Origin of the sequence: Thioalkalivibrio sp. ALE28, from assembly GCF_000377425.1 — a bacterium.
Taxonomy (GTDB): Bacteria; Pseudomonadota; Gammaproteobacteria; order Ectothiorhodospirales; family Ectothiorhodospiraceae; genus Thioalkalivibrio.
Window position 1 is genome coordinate 148,038 of record NZ_KB898099.1, and the last position, 15,332, is coordinate 163,369.

General features: G+C 67.2%; 13 protein-coding genes and 3 tRNA genes. 10 read left to right on the forward strand and 6 right to left on the reverse strand.

The genetic code is table 11. The features are described 5' to 3' along the window. Nucleotides 1-29: 29 nt before the first annotated feature. Both ftsZ and lpxC read left to right on the forward strand, forming a co-directional pair. Nucleotides 30-1,187, forward strand: coding sequence for a cell division protein FtsZ (gene ftsZ, locus D105_RS0108745; protein ID WP_017942791.1), 1,158 nt, complete (start codon nucleotides 30-32; stop codon nucleotides 1,185-1,187). A gap of 124 nt (nucleotides 1,188-1,311) precedes the next feature. Beyond that, nucleotides 1,312-2,232 (forward strand): UDP-3-O-acyl-N-acetylglucosamine deacetylase, encoded by a 921-nt coding sequence (lpxC, locus tag D105_RS0108750; RefSeq protein WP_231366535.1) that lies wholly within the window; start codon nucleotides 1,312-1,314, stop codon nucleotides 2,230-2,232. A gap of 16 nt (nucleotides 2,233-2,248) precedes the next feature. Here lpxC and D105_RS0108755 read toward each other — a convergent pair whose 3' ends face one another. After that, complete coding sequence (locus D105_RS0108755) at nucleotides 2,249-2,689, reverse strand: DciA family protein (RefSeq protein ID WP_018878172.1); 441 nt, start codon at nucleotides 2,687-2,689, stop codon at nucleotides 2,249-2,251. Nucleotides 2,690-2,734: 45 nt separating this feature from the next. Here D105_RS0108755 and D105_RS0108760 point away from each other — a divergent pair, with 45 nt between their 5' ends. The 4 genes from D105_RS0108760 to D105_RS0108775 all read left to right on the forward strand — a co-directional run bounded on the left by D105_RS0108760 (nucleotide 2,735) and on the right by D105_RS0108775 (nucleotide 9,032). Continuing rightward, the gene (locus D105_RS0108760; protein WP_026280457.1) at nucleotides 2,735-3,625 is read left to right on the forward strand and encodes a M23 family metallopeptidase; all 891 of its coding nucleotides are present in this window, start codon (nucleotides 2,735-2,737) and stop codon (nucleotides 3,623-3,625) included. Nucleotides 3,626-4,051: 426 nt separating this feature from the next. Then, nucleotides 4,052-6,850 carry a preprotein translocase subunit SecA gene (gene secA / locus D105_RS0108765; RefSeq protein ID WP_018878174.1) on the forward strand — a complete coding sequence of 933 codons (2,799 nt, stop codon included), beginning with the start codon at nucleotides 4,052-4,054 and terminating at the stop codon, nucleotides 6,848-6,850. Nucleotides 6,851-6,862: 12 nt separating this feature from the next. Continuing rightward, the gene (gene argJ, locus D105_RS0108770; RefSeq protein ID WP_018879977.1) at nucleotides 6,863-8,074 is read left to right on the forward strand and encodes a bifunctional glutamate N-acetyltransferase/amino-acid acetyltransferase ArgJ; all 1,212 of its coding nucleotides are present in this window, start codon (nucleotides 6,863-6,865) and stop codon (nucleotides 8,072-8,074) included. Next, the gene (locus D105_RS0108775; protein ID WP_018878176.1) at nucleotides 8,055-9,032 is read left to right on the forward strand and encodes a Nudix family hydrolase; all 978 of its coding nucleotides are present in this window, start codon (nucleotides 8,055-8,057) and stop codon (nucleotides 9,030-9,032) included. The genes argJ and D105_RS0108775 overlap by 20 nt, the downstream gene beginning before the upstream one ends. Nucleotides 9,033-9,065: 33 nt before the next feature. Here the strand turns inward: D105_RS0108775 and zapD are convergent, their stop codons facing one another. The 5 genes from zapD to pilB are packed head-to-tail and all read right to left on the reverse strand — an operon-like array spanning nucleotide 9,066 to nucleotide 14,384. Next, a complete protein-coding gene (zapD, locus tag D105_RS0108780) occupies nucleotides 9,066-9,836 on the reverse strand; it encodes a cell division protein ZapD (RefSeq protein ID WP_018865664.1) in 771 nt (256 codons plus the stop codon). A gap of 56 nt (nucleotides 9,837-9,892) precedes the next feature. After that, nucleotides 9,893-10,537, reverse strand: a complete 645-nt coding sequence (gene coaE / locus D105_RS0108785; protein WP_018878177.1) for a dephospho-CoA kinase — start codon at nucleotides 10,535-10,537, stop codon at nucleotides 9,893-9,895. 9 nt (nucleotides 10,538-10,546) lie between these two features. After that, on the reverse strand, nucleotides 10,547-11,410 hold the full coding sequence (locus D105_RS0108790) for an A24 family peptidase (protein ID WP_018865666.1): 864 nt from the start codon (nucleotides 11,408-11,410) through the stop codon (nucleotides 10,547-10,549). 3 nt (nucleotides 11,411-11,413) lie between these two features. Then, entirely contained in the window at nucleotides 11,414-12,625 is a 1,212-nt protein-coding gene (locus D105_RS0108795; RefSeq protein WP_018865667.1) for a type II secretion system F family protein, read from the reverse strand. A gap of 43 nt (nucleotides 12,626-12,668) precedes the next feature. Beyond that, entirely contained in the window at nucleotides 12,669-14,384 is a 1,716-nt protein-coding gene (gene pilB / locus D105_RS0108800) for a type IV-A pilus assembly ATPase PilB (RefSeq protein ID WP_018865668.1), read from the reverse strand. A gap of 216 nt (nucleotides 14,385-14,600) precedes the next feature. Here pilB and D105_RS0108805 point away from each other — a divergent pair. From D105_RS0108805 to D105_RS14215, 4 genes are all read left to right on the forward strand, one after another. Beyond that, nucleotides 14,601-14,685 (forward strand) — tRNA-Tyr (locus D105_RS0108805). Nucleotides 14,686-14,741: 56 nt separating this feature from the next. Beyond that, nucleotides 14,742-14,815 (forward strand) — tRNA-Gly (locus tag D105_RS0108810). 75 nt (nucleotides 14,816-14,890) lie between these two features. Further along, nucleotides 14,891-14,966, forward strand: a tRNA-Thr gene (locus tag D105_RS0108815). A 66-nt stretch (nucleotides 14,967-15,032) separates the two neighbouring features. Continuing rightward, nucleotides 15,033-15,332 (forward strand): GTP-binding protein (locus D105_RS14215; RefSeq protein ID WP_018878178.1); only part of this gene is annotated, 300 nt, incomplete at its 3' end.

Consider the following 15,332-nt stretch of genomic DNA (forward strand, 5'->3'; position numbering starts at 1 on the left):
CTGTACACACGCAACGAGAGGACGCAATCATGACGTTCGAACTGATGGATACCTATAGCCAGAACGCGACGATCAAGGTCGTCGGCGTCGGGGGCGGCGGCGGCAACGCCGTGCAGCACATGGTCAACTCGCAACTGGAGGGCGTGGACTTCATCTGCGCCAATACCGATGCCCAGGCCCTGAAGAGCCTGGATTCCAAGACGCTGCTGCAACTGGGTGGCGACATCACCAAGGGCCTGGGGGCCGGGGCGGATCCCTCCGTGGGCCGCGAGGCTGCGCTGGAGGATCGCGAGCGCATCCAGGACCTGCTGCAGGGCGCGGACATGGTCTTCATTACCGCCGGCATGGGCGGTGGTACGGGTACCGGGGCCGCGCCGGTGGTGGCGCAGATCGCCAAGGAGATGAACATCCTGACCGTGGCGGTGGTCACCAAGCCGTTCCCGTTCGAGGGCAAGCGCCGCATGCAGGTGGCCATGTCCGGGATCAAGGCCCTGACCGAGCAGGTCGACTCGCTGATCACCATCCCCAACGAGAAGCTGCTGACGGTGCTGGGCAAGAACACCACGCTGCTGGACGCCTTCAAGGCCGCCAATGACGTGCTGTTCGGCGCGGTGCAGGGCATTGCCGAGCTGATCACCCGCCCGGGCCTGATCAACGTCGACTTCGCCGACGTGCGCAACGTGATGCGCGAGATGGGTATGGCGATGATGGGGACCGGCTCTGGTTCCGGCGAGGACCGTGCCCGTGAGGCGGCCGAAGCCGCGATCGCCAGCCCGTTGCTGGAGGACATCGATATCTCCGGCGCGCGCGGCATCCTGGTGAACGTGACCGGCGGCATGGATGTCGGCATCGGCGAGTTCGAGGAAGTCGGGGAGGCGGTGAAGGCCCTGGCCTCGGAAGACGCCAACGTCGTCGTCGGGACGGTGATCGACCCCGAGATGACCGACGAGCTGCGGGTCACCCTGGTGGCGACCGGCCTGGGGGCCCCGGCTTCGCAGTCCGAACGTCCGCAGGTGCGGGTGGTTGATGCCCAGCCGAAGAAGGCGGTCGGTTCCGACGTCGAAGTCGACCTCGATCAGCCGACCGTCAAGCGCCGCGGTGGCGACAATCTGGCGGTGGACTACAACCAGCAGCAAGGCATTGATGTGCTGGATATTCCGGCCTTTCTGCGCAAACAGGCGGACTGAGAGCGCCGGCACATGCAGGACGAGCGGAATCCTGCAATAATGCGGCAATCGTTGTGTGCATGAGGAGCCCGGGAGGGCCCGGGCTCCCCTTATGCGCTCTCCTGAAAGAGAGAGGCTCAATTCGTTGATCAGGCAAAGAACGCTCAAGAACAGCATTCGGGCGACCGGGGTAGGACTGCATACCGGAGAGAAGGTGGTGCTGACCCTGCGGCCGGCCCCGGTGAACACCGGGATTGTGTTCCATCGCTGCGATCTTGATCCGTCCGTGGAGATCCGCGCCTGTGCCGACAATGTCGGCGACACGCGGCTTTCGACCACGCTGGTCAATGGCGATGTCCGGGTCTCGACCGTGGAGCATCTGCTCTCGGCCATAGCCGGACTGGGCATCGACAACCTGCACGTCGACGTGAGCGCCGCCGAGGTGCCCATCATGGATGGCAGTGCCGGTCCCTTCGTGTTTCTGCTGCAGTCCGCCGGGCTGAAAGAGCAGGACGCGCCCAAGGAATTCATTCGGGTCAAGCGCAGCGTGGAAGTCCGCGAGGGCGACAAATGGGTGCGCTTCGATCCCTACGAGGGGTTCAAGGTCGGTTTCTGCATCGACTTCGAACACCCGATGTTCACCGACGGGAGCCAGCGCGCCGAGCTGGATTTCTCGTCCACCTCCTTCGTGAAGGAGGTCTCGCGTGCCCGAACCTTCGGGTTCATGCGCGACATCGAGGCCCTGCGGGCCAACCAGCTGGCGCTGGGCGGCAGCCTCGACAATGCCGTGGTGCTCGATGACTACAAGATCCTGAACGAGAACGGTCTGCGCTACGACAACGAGCTGGTCAAGCACAAGATCCTCGACGTGGTCGGGGACCTGTACCTGCTCGGCCACAGCCTGATCGGCGCCTTCACCGGGCACAAGTCCGGGCATGCACTGAATAATCAGCTGATCCGCCAACTCGCGGCCGACGAGACGGCCTGGGAAAAGGTCACCTTCGAGGACCCGAACGAGCGCCTGCCGATCTCCTTCGGCCAGCTGGCACCGACGCCGGCGGGCTGAATACCGCGGCGCCGGTTCAGTCCGGCTTCGGCGGGGACGGGCGCGCCGCGCGGGCGAGCCGATCCAGCGCACCGGCCAGTTCGGGATCCTGAACGCGAGAGGCGGTGTCGGCGAGGATCTGCCGGGCGGCTTCCGGGATCTCGCGCCGTTCCAGCCGCGCGGCCGGTTCGGCAGGGCGGGGCACCCGGGACAGCCGGATGCGCATCTGCTCGATGCCCTCGAAGCCCGCGGCACGCAGGGTCTTGAGCAGTTCGCGTTGCTGGAAGCGCAGCTCGGTTGCCAGGCCGCGGTCCGCGCAGATCGCGACCAGGGTGTCCTCGCGCAGGGTGAACGCCAGTCGCCGGGCCTTCAGCGCATTGCCGGCGAGGCCCTCGAGGGCGCGCTCCACGCCGCGGTCGCGGCCGGAGTGCGCGGACCAGTCGCGGGCGATGAAACGGGTGATCCGCTGCGGTGTCATCCCGATAACCCGGTGGCGCAAGGCGGAGAGAACAAGAGGATTCGCATGCAGTTGATCGTACTACGTCCGGACGGCCTTTGTGCACGCCTGCCCCTGTGGGCGATGGCCGCGTCGGGGGGCGTGCTGGTGCTGCTGATGGCGGCCGCGGTGGTGGCGGCCTACCTGGTCGGCCAGAGCCAGCGCGAGGTGGTCCGGATTCCGGTAACCAATACCCTGGATCCTGTGGCCGTCGAGACGGTGGAGCGCGAAGCCGCCCGCGAGGGCCTGAATCATCTGGTCGAACGGGTCGTGGCGCTGGAACGCCAGTTGTCGCGTGTGGATCTGCGCATCCGCTCGGTGGGCGACTCCCTCGGGCTGGACGTGGCCGATCTGGCGCCGGAGACCGGGGGGCAGGGCGGGCCCCTGCTGGAAGGACCGGATTCGCCGCTGGAGGTGCACGACCGCCTGCTGGCGCTGGAGCACCTGCTGAGCCGGCACAGCGCCGCGGTGGACCTCGTGGGCTCCGAGCTGCGCCTGGATGCCTCGCGCGAGGCCCTGTCGCCGCGGCTTCGTCCGGTCGAGGATGATGCCTGGATCAGCTCGGCGTTTGGCTACCGCGAGGATCCGTTCACCGGCAATCGGCGGTTCCACTCAGGGATGGACTTTGCCGGTCGGCCCGGCTCCGAGATCCGCGCGGCGGGTGGCGGTCTGGTGGTGTTCGCGGGGCGGCGCAGCAGCTTCGGCAACCTGGTCGAGATCGCCCACGGCGGCGGCCTGAACACGCGCTACGCCCACAATGCGGAGATCCTGGTCGAGGCTGGCGAGCGCGTGGAGGCCGGCCAGGTGATCGCGACCATGGGCCGCACCGGCCGCGCGACCGACACCCACCTGCACTACGAGGTGGTGGATGCCGGCAAGGCCCTCAACCCCTACAACTTCCTTCCCGATCGGGACTGACACCTAGGGGGACGCTGATTGAATCGCACGTCCGCGCTCGAGTCGCTTTTGCGTGCGAACAAGGCGCGGTGACTGCCGTGCAGTCACTCTGCACAAGGGAACCGCAACGCCGTGCGCGCGCCCGTTTTTGATCAGCAACGGGCGCCCGATCCCCTGCATTCAATCGCTTGCGGGGTTGGTGCCCCCTATTCCCCGACCCTGCGTTGCGCCGCTTGCGGGTAGAACCACTACCCGCTGCACGACGCGCCTTGTCTCGGAAAACAGGGGGCACCAACGCGGACGTGCGATTCAATCAGCGTCTCCCTAGTGGCTGCGCGGCGCGGGATTCGGCGTCGGTGGCCTCCCGGAAAGCCGTTTTCCCGGCACAGCGTTTCCCCGGCGGATCGTTTATCCTAGGCGGGTTTCAGCCAACCCTTACGGATCCCCATGGTCAAGCAGCTCGTTCAGAAGATCTTCGGTAGTCGCAACGATCGCATCCTCAAGCGCTATACCCGCGCGGTGGAACGCATCAATGCCCTGGCCGACTCCACCGAGGCGCTGTCGCGGGACGAGCTGCGCCACAAGACCCGGGAATTCCAGCGCCGCCTGGGCGAGGGCGAGGACCTGGAGAAGCTCCTGCCGGAAGCCTTTGCCGTGTGCCGCGCGATGAGCGCGCAGGTGATGGGCCTGCGCCATTTCGACGTGCAGTTGATCGGCGGCATGGTCCTGAACGACGGCCGCATTGCCGAGATGCGTACCGGCGAGGGGAAGACCCTGGTCGCGACCCTGCCCGCCTATCTCAACGCACTGACCGGCGACGGGGTGCACGTGGTCACGGTGAACGACTACCTGGCCCGGCGCGATGCTGCCTGGATGGGGCGTCTCTATCACGCGCTGGGGCTCTCGGTGGGCGTGGTCAACAGCTCCGGCGGCCTGGGCGTGGACTCCGCCTCCTATCTCTTCGATCCGGATTATCACGCCGAGGAGGGCGGGTTCGAGCACCTGCGCCCGGTCACCCGTCGGGAGGCCTACGCGGCGGACATCACCTACGGGACCAACAACGAGTTCGGCTTCGATTACCTGCGCGACAACATGGCCTTCTCGGCCGACCAGCGGGTGCAGCGGGCGCTCAACTTCGCGGTGGTGGACGAGGTCGACTCGATCCTGATCGACGAGGCGCGTACCCCGCTGATCATCTCCGGCCCCAGCGGCGACAGCTCGGAACTCTACGAGCGGCTGAACACCATCCCGCCGCAGCTCACTCGTCAGGAAGACGAGGAGAGCGAGGGCGACTACTTTGTCGACGAGAAGGCCAAACAGGTCTTCCTCAGCGAAGAGGGTCACGAGAAGGCCGAGGAACTGCTGCGCCAGGCGGGTCTGCTGGAAGAACACCAGACCCTGTACGACTCCGCGAGCATCGCGGTCCTGCATCACCTGAACGCGGCCCTGCGCGCGCACGCCCTGTTCCATCGCGACGTCGACTATCTGGTGCGCGACGACAAGGTCCAGATCATCGACGAGTTCACCGGACGCATCATGGCCGGGCGGCGCTGGTCCGAGGGGCTGCACCAGGCCATCGAGGCGAAGGAAGGCGTGCCGATCCAGCGCGAGAATCAGACGCTCGCCTCGATCACCTTCCAGAACTACTTCCGGCTGTACGACAAACTCGCCGGCATGACTGGTACCGCGGACACCGAGGCCTACGAGTTCAAGACCATCTATGACCTGGAAGTGGTCGTGATCCCCGGCAACAAACCGCTGGTGCGCGACGACATGCAGGACCTGGTGTTCCTGACCCAGGAAGAGAAATACACCGCCATCATCAAGGAGATCCAGTGGTGCGTGGATCGCGGCCAGCCGGTGCTGGTCGGCACTGCATCCGTCGAGGCCTCCGAACGCCTGGCCCAGGCCCTCAAAAAGACCGGCATCGCCTTCGAGGTCCTGAACGCCAAGCAGCACGAGCGCGAGGCCTCGATCATTGCCCAGGCCGGCCGTCCCAAAGCCGTGACCCTGGCGACCAACATGGCCGGGCGCGGCACCGACATCGTCCTGGGCGGCTCGCTGGATGCCGAACTGGCCGAGGTGGATCCGGAGGACACGGCCCGGCAGGAGGCCATCCGGGCCGACTGGCAGCAGCGCCATGATGCCGTGCTCGAGTCCGGCGGTCTGCACATCATCGGCTCCGAGCGCCACGAGTCGCGGCGCATCGACAACCAGCTGCGCGGGCGCTCCGGGCGTCAGGGTGACCCGGGCTCCAGCCGTTTCTTCCTGTCGCTGGAAGACAACCTGATGCGGGTGTTCGCCTCCGAGCGCGTGCGCGGGCTGATGCAGCGCCTGGGCATGAAGGAGGGCGAGGCGATCGAGAACGCCTGGGTCTCCCGCGCCATCGAGAACGCCCAGCGCAAGGTCGAGGCCCACAACTTCGATATCCGCAAGCAGCTGCTGGAATACGACGACGTGGCCAACGACCAGCGCCGGGTGATCTATGACCAGCGCGCCGAACTACTGACCACCGAAGACATCAGCGACACCATCGACACCCTGGTCGAGGACGTCGTCAACGCCCAGATCAGCCAGTACATCCCGCCGGGCTCGATCGAGGACGAGTGGGACGTTGAGGGCCTGCAGCAGGCCCTCAACGGCGAGTTCGGGCTGGACCTGCCGGTGCAGCAGTGGCTGGACGACGAGGACGACCTCCACGAAGAGCCGCTGCGCGAACGCATCGTGGGGCATGCCCGCGAGATGCTGGCCGGCAAGCGCGAGCAGCTGGGCGACGAGACCATGAACCGGCTGCAGCGTGACGTGATGCTGCAGGTCCTGGACAGCCAGTGGAAGGAACACCTGGCCGCGATGGACTACCTGCGCCAGGGCATCGGGCTGCGCGGCTACGCTCAGCGCAACCCGAAGCAGGAGTACAAGAAGGAAGCCTTCGCCATGTTCCAGTCCCTGCTGGAACGCATCAAGCACGATGTCGTGAAGTTCCTGCTGCGCATGCAGCTGCGGTCGCCGGAGGAGGTCGAGGCGCTACAGCCGAAGAAGGCAGCGCCGGCCGAGGACGACCTGCAGTTCCAGCACCAGAACCCCGACAGCGCCCTGAAGCCCGATGCCGAAGGCGAGGCGGAGGGCCGCGAGCCGGTTGCCAGTGGCGAGGCCCCCTATCGTCGCGAGGAGCCCAAGCTGGGACGCAACGAGCCTTGCTGGTGCGGTTCGGGCAAGAAGTTCAAGCACTGCCACGGCAAGCTTTAGGGGGCGTACGCAATGGCCGTTGGATTGATCGCCCCGGAGGTCCTTCATCCCGTGCCGGGCATCCGCCTGGCCGCGACCGCAGCCGGCATCCGTTACGCCGGCCGTGACGATCTGGTCCTGATCGACGCCGGCCCGGAAGCGACCATCGCCGCGCTCTACACCACCAATGCCTTCCGCGCGGCGCCCGTGGTGGTGGCCGCCGAGCACCAGGCGCGGGGGCACGCTCGCTGGCTGCTGATCAATGCCGGCAACGCCAATGCCGGTACGGGCGAGCCCGGGCTGGCCGCCGCGCGCGCCTCCTGCGAGGCGGTGGCCGGCCTTACCGGGACCGTCGCGGATGCGGTCCTGCCGTTTTCCACCGGCGTGATCGGGGAGCCGCTGCCGGTCGAGCGGATCGTCGCGGCCCTGCCGGTCCTGTACGCCGGGTTGGCGCCCAATACCTGGATGCAGGCCGGGCGTGCGATCATGACCACCGATACCGTGCTCAAGGGCTGCAGCCGCCGCGTCTCCCTGTCGCAGGGCGAAGTGACCCTGACGGGCATCGCCAAGGGTTCCGGCATGATCCACCCGGACATGGCGACCATGCTGGCCTTCATCGGGACCGATCTCGCCATCGACGCCGCCGAACTCGAGGGCCTGCTGCGCGTGGCCAACCGCGACAGCTTCAATGCGATCACGGTGGACGGCGATACCTCGACCAACGATGCGGTCGTGGTGATGGCCAGTGGCGCCAGCGGCGCCGGGCTCGCCACGCCGGCGGATCGGGAGGCGTTTCTCGCCGCGCTGGCGGCGGTGTGTCTGGAGCTGGCCCAGGCGATCGTGCGCGATGGCGAGGGCGCGACCAAGTTCGTCACCGTGGAGGTGACCGGGGCGCGGGAGCGCGAAGAAGCGGCGCAGGTGGCCGAGACGGTCGCGCTGTCCCCGCTGGTGAAGACCGCGTTGTTCGCCTCGGACCCCAACTGGGGCCGGATCCTGGCGGCGGTGGGGCGCGCCGGTGTGCCGGACCTGGCGATCGAGCGGGTCGCGATCCACGTGAATGATGTGGAGATCGTTCGCGACGGTGGCCGGGCCCCGGCCTATGCAGAGGCCGATGGCCAGCGGGCCTTCGGCGCGGACGAGATTCATGTGCGCATCGACCTCGGCCGGGGCCCCGCGGGCGCGCGCAAGTACACCTGCGACTTCTCCCACGAGTACGTGCGCATCAATGCCGAATACCGGTCCTGAACCGGTTGTCTCCCGGCCGGTCGAGGTCGCGATCGGGCTGATCCTGGATGCCCGGGGCCGCGTGCTCGTCACGCGCCGTGCGCGCGGGCAGCACCTGGCCGGGTTTCGGGAATTCCCCGGGGGCAAGGTGGCCGCGGGGGAATCGCCGGCCACGGCCCTGGCCCGCGAGCTGGATGAGGAACTGGGCGTCCGGGTCGGCGCTGCGGTTCAGTGCCTGACCATTGATCACCGCTATTCGGAGCGCGCCGTGCGCCTGCACGTGTTTCGCGTGAGCACGTGGTCCGGCGAACCCGCGCCGCGCGAGGGCCAGACCATGGCGTGGCTGCGCCCGGACACCCTCGACCCGGCGGATTTCCCGGCGGCCAACCGCGCGATGCTCAGCGCGCTGCGGCTCCCCGAGCGCTATCTGATCACCCCGTCCCCGGACGGCGCGGGCCAGGCCGACGCGATCGCGGAGCGCGTGGTCCGGGCCCTGCGCGCGGGCCGGGCCGGCATGGTCCAGGTTCGGGCGCCGGCGCTGGACGCGTCGGCCTATCGCGACTTCCTCGCGGCTATCGCCGGGCCCGCCGGCGCGCTGGGTATCCCGGTGCTGGCCAACGCCCCGGCGGACTGGCTGACCGGGTTCCCGGAGGTGGGGCTGCATCTGCCGGAGCGGCGCTGGCGCGAACTGGAGACGCGTCCGGACCGGGGTGGCTGGATCGGCGCGTCGGTGCATGACCGGGCCGGGCTCGCGCGGGTCGCCGCGCTGGGGCTGGATTTCGTGGTCCTCGGGCCGGTGGAGGTGACCGCCACCCACCCCGGGGCCGAGGTGCTGGGCTGGGAGCGCTTCACTGCCTGGACGGCCGGTGCGGGCGTACCGGTTTATGCGCTGGGAGGCATGACCCCGGGGCACCTGGCCCAGGCGCGCCGGGCGGGAGCGCAGGGGATTGCCGGCATTCGCGGGCTGCTGGACGGTTGATCCCGTCGCCGGGCAACGAGCCCGGTCACGGTGTCAGATCGCGCAGCAGCAGAGCTGGAAGGGGACGTCGCGACTGGCCGGAACCGGGCGCTCGCGGAAGTCGCCCGGGGCGAAGAAGCGCACGGTAAAGCGCTGGCGTCCGCCGCTGATCTCCGGATAGACCCCGAGGGTGGGGTCGACGGTCACCCGGATCAGCTGCCAGGCATGGCTGGTGTCCAGGCTGCGCTCGAAGTAGCCCTCCTCCGCTGTGACCGGCTCCGCGTGGCCCGAGCGGCGCATGTAGCGCAGCACCTGGGCGGTCGCCTCGGCGACGGTATTGAGCGGCTCGAACCACTCCAGCAGGAGTTCGCTGCGCGCCTGGCTTGGCTGTGCGAGCCAGTAGTGGTAGATCGGCAGGTCGAAGTCGAAGGCGCCGCCCGGCAGGGCCATGCGCTGGCGTACGCTGGAGAAGAACTCGCTGCCGCGCACGCGGTGATCGAGGGCGCCGGCCTGTTCCTCCAGCGCATCATGGAGCCGCTTCTGCGTGTCCATGGTTTCGCGGAAGCGCTCGGCATCCACGCCCGGCTGGTTGGCCAGGCGGTTCAGGTTGACCGTCTGGCGTTCGATCTCGCCCATCAGCTCGCGTTTGATGTCGACGCGGGTCACCAGCGCGTAGATATCGACCAGGGAGACCAGGGCCTCGTGGTGGTCGAACGGCCGCCCCGACTCCAGTGCGTCGGCGAAGCGCGCGTTCAGGGCCTCCAGTCGCAGCAGGAGGCGCACGCGTTCATGCAGCGGTTGTTCGAAGGTCAGGGTCTGGCTCACGGCGTGCCCGTTCGGCAGGAGGGCTGAAGGTGCATGGCCCGGGAATCCCGGCAGTATCAGGTATTCGGGGGGCGGATTTCCACCCGGGAGGCGGTCGTGGCGGACAGCTCGCGCAGGGCGGCGTCGCGTTCTGCTACCTGGTTCGCCAAGTCGGCCTCCGTTGTGGCTTCGCGATTGCGGATTTCGCTGTCCCCGCGCAGGCGGCGCTCCTCGGGATTCATCTGGGCCGCCAGGATGGCCTCCACCTCGGCGCTGCTGCGGCCGTCACGCTGGGTGACGCGGGCGATCTGCTCGTGGGGCTCGCAGTGGACCACGATCACATGGTCGAAGCGGTTCTCCCAGCCGGCCTCGAACAGCAGTGGAACCACGATCAGGGCGTAGGGCGTGTCGGATGGCAGCGCGGCGAGGTCTTCCTCGATGCGGGCCTCCACCGCGGGGTGGACCAGGGCCTCCAGCGCCTGGCGCTCCCCCGGGTCGGCAAAGATCCGGCTGCGCAGGGCGCCGCGGTCCAGAAGCCCGCGGGCATCCAGGACGCCGGGCCCGAAGCGGTTCACGATGGCAGCGTAGAGGTCGTGTCCCGGTGTCTGCAGCTCGCGGTTGATGGCGTCGGCATCCAGCACCGGCACGCCGAGGCTGGCGAACAACCCCGCGACCCGGCTCTTGCCGCAGCCGATCCCCCCGGTGAGTCCGACCCGCAGCATGCCCGTCGCCTAGAATCCCTGGGGGAAGTAGAGGGCCAGCAGCTCGTCTCCCCAGATCAGCGCGAGCCAGCCGGCGGCGGCGAGATAGGGGCCGAACGGGATCGGGATATTGCGATCCCGGCCGCGCAGCAGGATCAACGCAATCCCGACTACGGCGCCGACCAGCGAGGCCAGCAGCAGGATGACCGGCAGGGCCTGCCAGCCCAGCCAGGCGCCCAGCGCGGCCAGCAGCTTGAAGTCCCCGAAGCCCATGCCCTCCTTGCCGGTCAGCAGGCGGAAGCCATGGAAGATCAGCCACAGCACCAGGTAGCCGGCGACGGCGCCAATGACCGCCGACTGCAGGTCGGTGAAGGTCCCCGGGATATTGACCAGCAGGCCCAGCCACAGCAGGGGCAGGGTCAGCTGGTCCGGGAGCAGGGTCGTGCGCGCGTCGATGCCGGCCGCCGCAATCAGCACGCCGGTGAACACCAGGGCCAGGAGGCCTGTGGCGTTCGGCCCCAGGTGCCAGATCGTCACGATGAACAGCAGCGCGGTGAGCGCCTCGACCGCGGGATACTGCCAGCTGATGCGGGTGCCGCAGCCAGGGCAGCGCCCGCGCAAAAGCAGATAGCTGAGGAGGGGCACGTTCTCCAGCGCTCGGATCGGGCGTTGGCATTGCGGGCAGCGCGAGCGCGGGCGCACCAGGTCGAAACGCTCCTCTGCGCCCGGCGGTTCGTGCTCGAGGATGGCGCGGGCCTCGCGTTCCCAGTCGCGTTCCAGCATCACCGGCAGGCGCGCGATGACCACGTTCAGGAAACTGCCGATCAGCAGCCCGAAGACCCCGGCGATCGGCAGGGCCCAGGCGCCCAGTTGCGCGCCGGTCTCGGCCAGCATTCCCTAGATCACCTGACCCATCTGGAAGATGGGCAGGTACATGGCGATGACCAGACCGCCGACCAGCACGCCCAGAACCACCATGATCAGCGGTTCCAGCAGGCTGGACAGGCTGTCGACGGCGTTGTCGACCTCGTCCTCGTAGAAGTCCGCGACCTTGGCCAGCATGGAGTCCAGTGAGCCGGATTCCTCGCCGATCGCGACCATCTGCACCACCATGTTGGGGAACACGCCGGTATTGCGCATCGACCATTGCAACTGCCCGCCTGCCTCGGTCTCGTCGCGCATGCGCAGGGTCGCCTCGCGGTAGACCGCGTTGCCGGTGGCCCCGGAGACCGAGGTCAGGGCATCCACCAGCGGGACCCCTGCGGAGAACATGGTCGACAGCGTGCGGGCGAAGCGCGCGATCGCGGCCTTGCGCAGGATCGGCCCGAAGGCCGGGGCCTTGAGGATGATGATGTCGAGGAAGCGGGCGAAACGTGGCGAGCGCCGCTTGGCCTGCACGAAGACGAAGCCGATCGCCACCATGACCCCGAGGATCGCCCACCACCAGCTCTGGGTGAACTCCGAGAGGTCCACCACCATCCGCGTGAACACCGGCAGGTCGGCACCGAAGCCCTGGAACAGGGCCTCGAACTGCGGGACCACGTAGATCAGCAGGATCGCGGTGACCACGATGGCCACCACGACGACCGCTGCGGGGTAGAACAGGGCCTTCTTGATCTTGGCCTTCAGGGCCTCGGTCTTTTCCTTGTAGGTGGCGATCTTGTCCAGCAGGGTCTCGAGCGTCCCCGCCTGCTCGCCCGCCTCGACGAGGTTGGTGACCAGGTCGTCGAAGTGACGCGGGTGCTTGGACAGGGCCTTGGCAAAGGTCTCGCCGCCTTCCACGTCCGCTTTCAGTTTCAGAACGAGGTCGCGCATCGCGGGTTTCTCGTTCCCGCGGCCGACGATCTCGAACGCCTGCACAAGAGGTACACCGGACTGCAGCATCGTGGTCATCTGCCGCAGGAAGTAAGCGATATCCGCCGGCACGATCTTCTTGTTGCCGCCGGAGAACAGCGACTTCGGCTTCTTGCGGATCTTGACGACGTTAATGCCGTTCTTGCGCAGTTCGGCGCGCGCGGTGGCCTCATTGTCGGCCGGGGTCTCGCCCTTGACCCGGTCGCCGTTCTTGTTCAGTCCTTCCCAGGTGTAGATCGTCCCGGAGTCGGCCATCCCCCTGTCCCCCTGTAGCTGGTGACCCGTGCCCCTTGCGGCACTAGTCCTTGGTCACGCGATTGACTTCCTCGAGGCTGGTCAGCCCCGCCATTACCTTCATCAGACCGGCGCGGCGCAGGTCCTCGATGCCTTCCTTTTCTGCCTGTTCCGCCAGCTGCATGGAGTTGTAGCCCTCCAGGATGCCGCGCTGCATCTCCTCGCTGATGGGCATGACCTGGTAGATCCCGAGGCGGCCCTTGTAGCCGTTGGTGCACTGGTCACATCCCACCGCGCGATAGGCAGTCACCCCGGCCTGGATATCGGCGTCGGTGAAGCCCTCCTTGCGCAGGACCTCTTCCGGCAGCTGTTCCGGTTCCTTGCAGTTCGGACACAGGCGCCGCGCGAGGCGCTGGGCGATGATCAGCAGGATCGACGACGCGATGTTGTACGGTGGCACGCCCATGTTGGCGAGGCGAGTCAGCGTCTGTGGCGCGTCGTTGGTATGCAGGGTGGAGAGCACCAAGTGGCCGGTCTGCGCGGCCTTGATCGCGATCTCCGCGGTCTCGAGGTCACGGATCTCCCCGACCATGATCACGTCCGGATCCTGGCGCAGGAAGGCGCGCAGGGCGCTGGCGAAGGTCAGGCCGACCTTCGGGTTCACGTTGACCTGGTTGACCCCGGGCATGTTGATTTCCGACGGGTCTTCGGCGGTGGAGATGTTGCGGTCCGCGGTGTTCAGGATGCCGAGGCCGGTATAGAGGGATACGGTCTTGCCCGACCCGGTGGGGCCGGTCACCAGGATCATCCCGTAGGGCCGGCTGAGCGCCTGCAGATAGGCTTCCTTCTGATGTTCCTCGTAGCCCAGTTGGTCGATCCCCATCGACGCGCTGCTGGGGTCGAGGATACGCATCACGATCTTCTCGCCGTACAGCGTCGGCAGGGTGCTGACACGAAAGTCGATCGCCCGCGTCCGTGACAGCTTCAGCTTGATCCGTCCATCCTGGGGTACGCGGCGTTCGGCGATGTCCATGCGCGACATCACCTTGACCCGCGCGGTGATTCGCGGTGCCAGGGAGTTCGGCGGGTGGGCCACTTCGTGCAGCACGCCGTCGATGCGAAAGCGCACGCGGAAGTCCTTCTCGAAGGGCTCGAGATGGATGTCGGAGGCCTTGCGGTTGATGGCGTCCATCAACAGCTTGTTGACGAAGCGCACTACCGGGGCATCGTCCGCCCCTTCGGCGGTGTCCGAGCTGTCCTTGTCGTCGTCGCCCGATTCGATTGCCAGGCTGTCGAGGCCGTCGTCCCCCAGGTCGTCCATCAGCGACGAGGCGGCGCTCAGGGCGCTGTCGATCAAGCGGTCGAGCTTGTGCGACTCGACCAGCACGGCCTCCACCGGCATGCCCGTGGCGAACTTGAACTCGTCGGTGGCGCCAAGATTGGTCGGGTCGGAGACGGCGATGTAGAGCCGGTTGCCGCGCACCATCAGCGGGAGGGCGTGATGCTTCTGGATCAGCTTCTCGTTCAGATGATCCTTGGGCAGCAGTTCCGGCTCGAAGGTCGCGAGGTCGAATACCGGCAGCCCGAATTCCTCGGCGGCGGCCTCCGCGAGCCGGGCCTCCGCCACCTGGCCCTTGCTGGCCAGCAGGGTCATCAGGGGGGTCTGCTGGGACTGGGCCTCCTCGACCAGCTGGGAGGCGATGTCCTCCGCGATCAGGCCGGCCTCGACCAGGCGTTTGGCCAGCCCGGGGAGCCGCGGTGCCGTAGTGGTGTTCGCCATGGGCCTCTGCGTATACAAACCAGTGATGGGCCACACAATACGTGCGTCCGCGGCGGAAGGGAAACGCCCTGGCGGACCACTGGCGCCCCCCGCTGTGCCCCCGATCATAGGAATCAACCCCGCAGAAGACAAGGCTGTTGCGCCGCGGCCGGAAGCGAATGCTCGAGGCGCTTGACGCTGCGCTTCGCGCTGGTTCAGAATACGCGGCTTGATCGAGGAGGGATACCCAAGCGGTCAACGGGGGCAGACTGTAAATCTGCTGGCTCAGCCTTCGGAGGTTCGAATCCTCCTCCCTCCACCATCGAGTTTTTGAAGCCAGCGGCCATAGTGGGCGGTGGTCAGGCAAGCCAGGGTTCTGCGGGTGTAGTTCAATGGTAGAACCTCAGCCTTCCAAGCTGATGATGTGGGTTCGATTCCCATCACCCGCTCCACGTTTGGCCTGTTGTGGTGCGTCCTTGCGGGCGGCCCGGCCGAGGCCCTGGCAGCCAGAGCAATAGAGTTATCCGGCTCATGTAGCTCAGTCGGTAGAGCACTTCCTTGGTAAGGAAGAGGTCACCGGTTCGAATCCGGTCATGAGCTCCATATTAATGTCAGCGTACAACCTGCGTCGCTGTTGAGTTTTAGCGTCACGATCCGGGGAAGCGAGAAATGTCCAAGGAAAAGTTCGAGCGTAAGAAGCCGCATGTGAATGTGGGGACGATTGGTCATGTGGACCATGGGAAAACGACGCTGACGGCGGCGATGACGGCGGTGCTGGGTAAGAAGTACGGGAGCGAAGCCCGTGCGTTTGACCAGATCGACAATGCGCCGGAAGAGAAGGCGCGCGGGATCACGATTGCGACCGCGCACGTCGAATACGAAAGCGACATTCGCCACTATGCGCACGTCGACTGCCCCGGGCACGCGGACTATGTGAAGAACATGATCACGGGTGCGGCGCAGATGGAC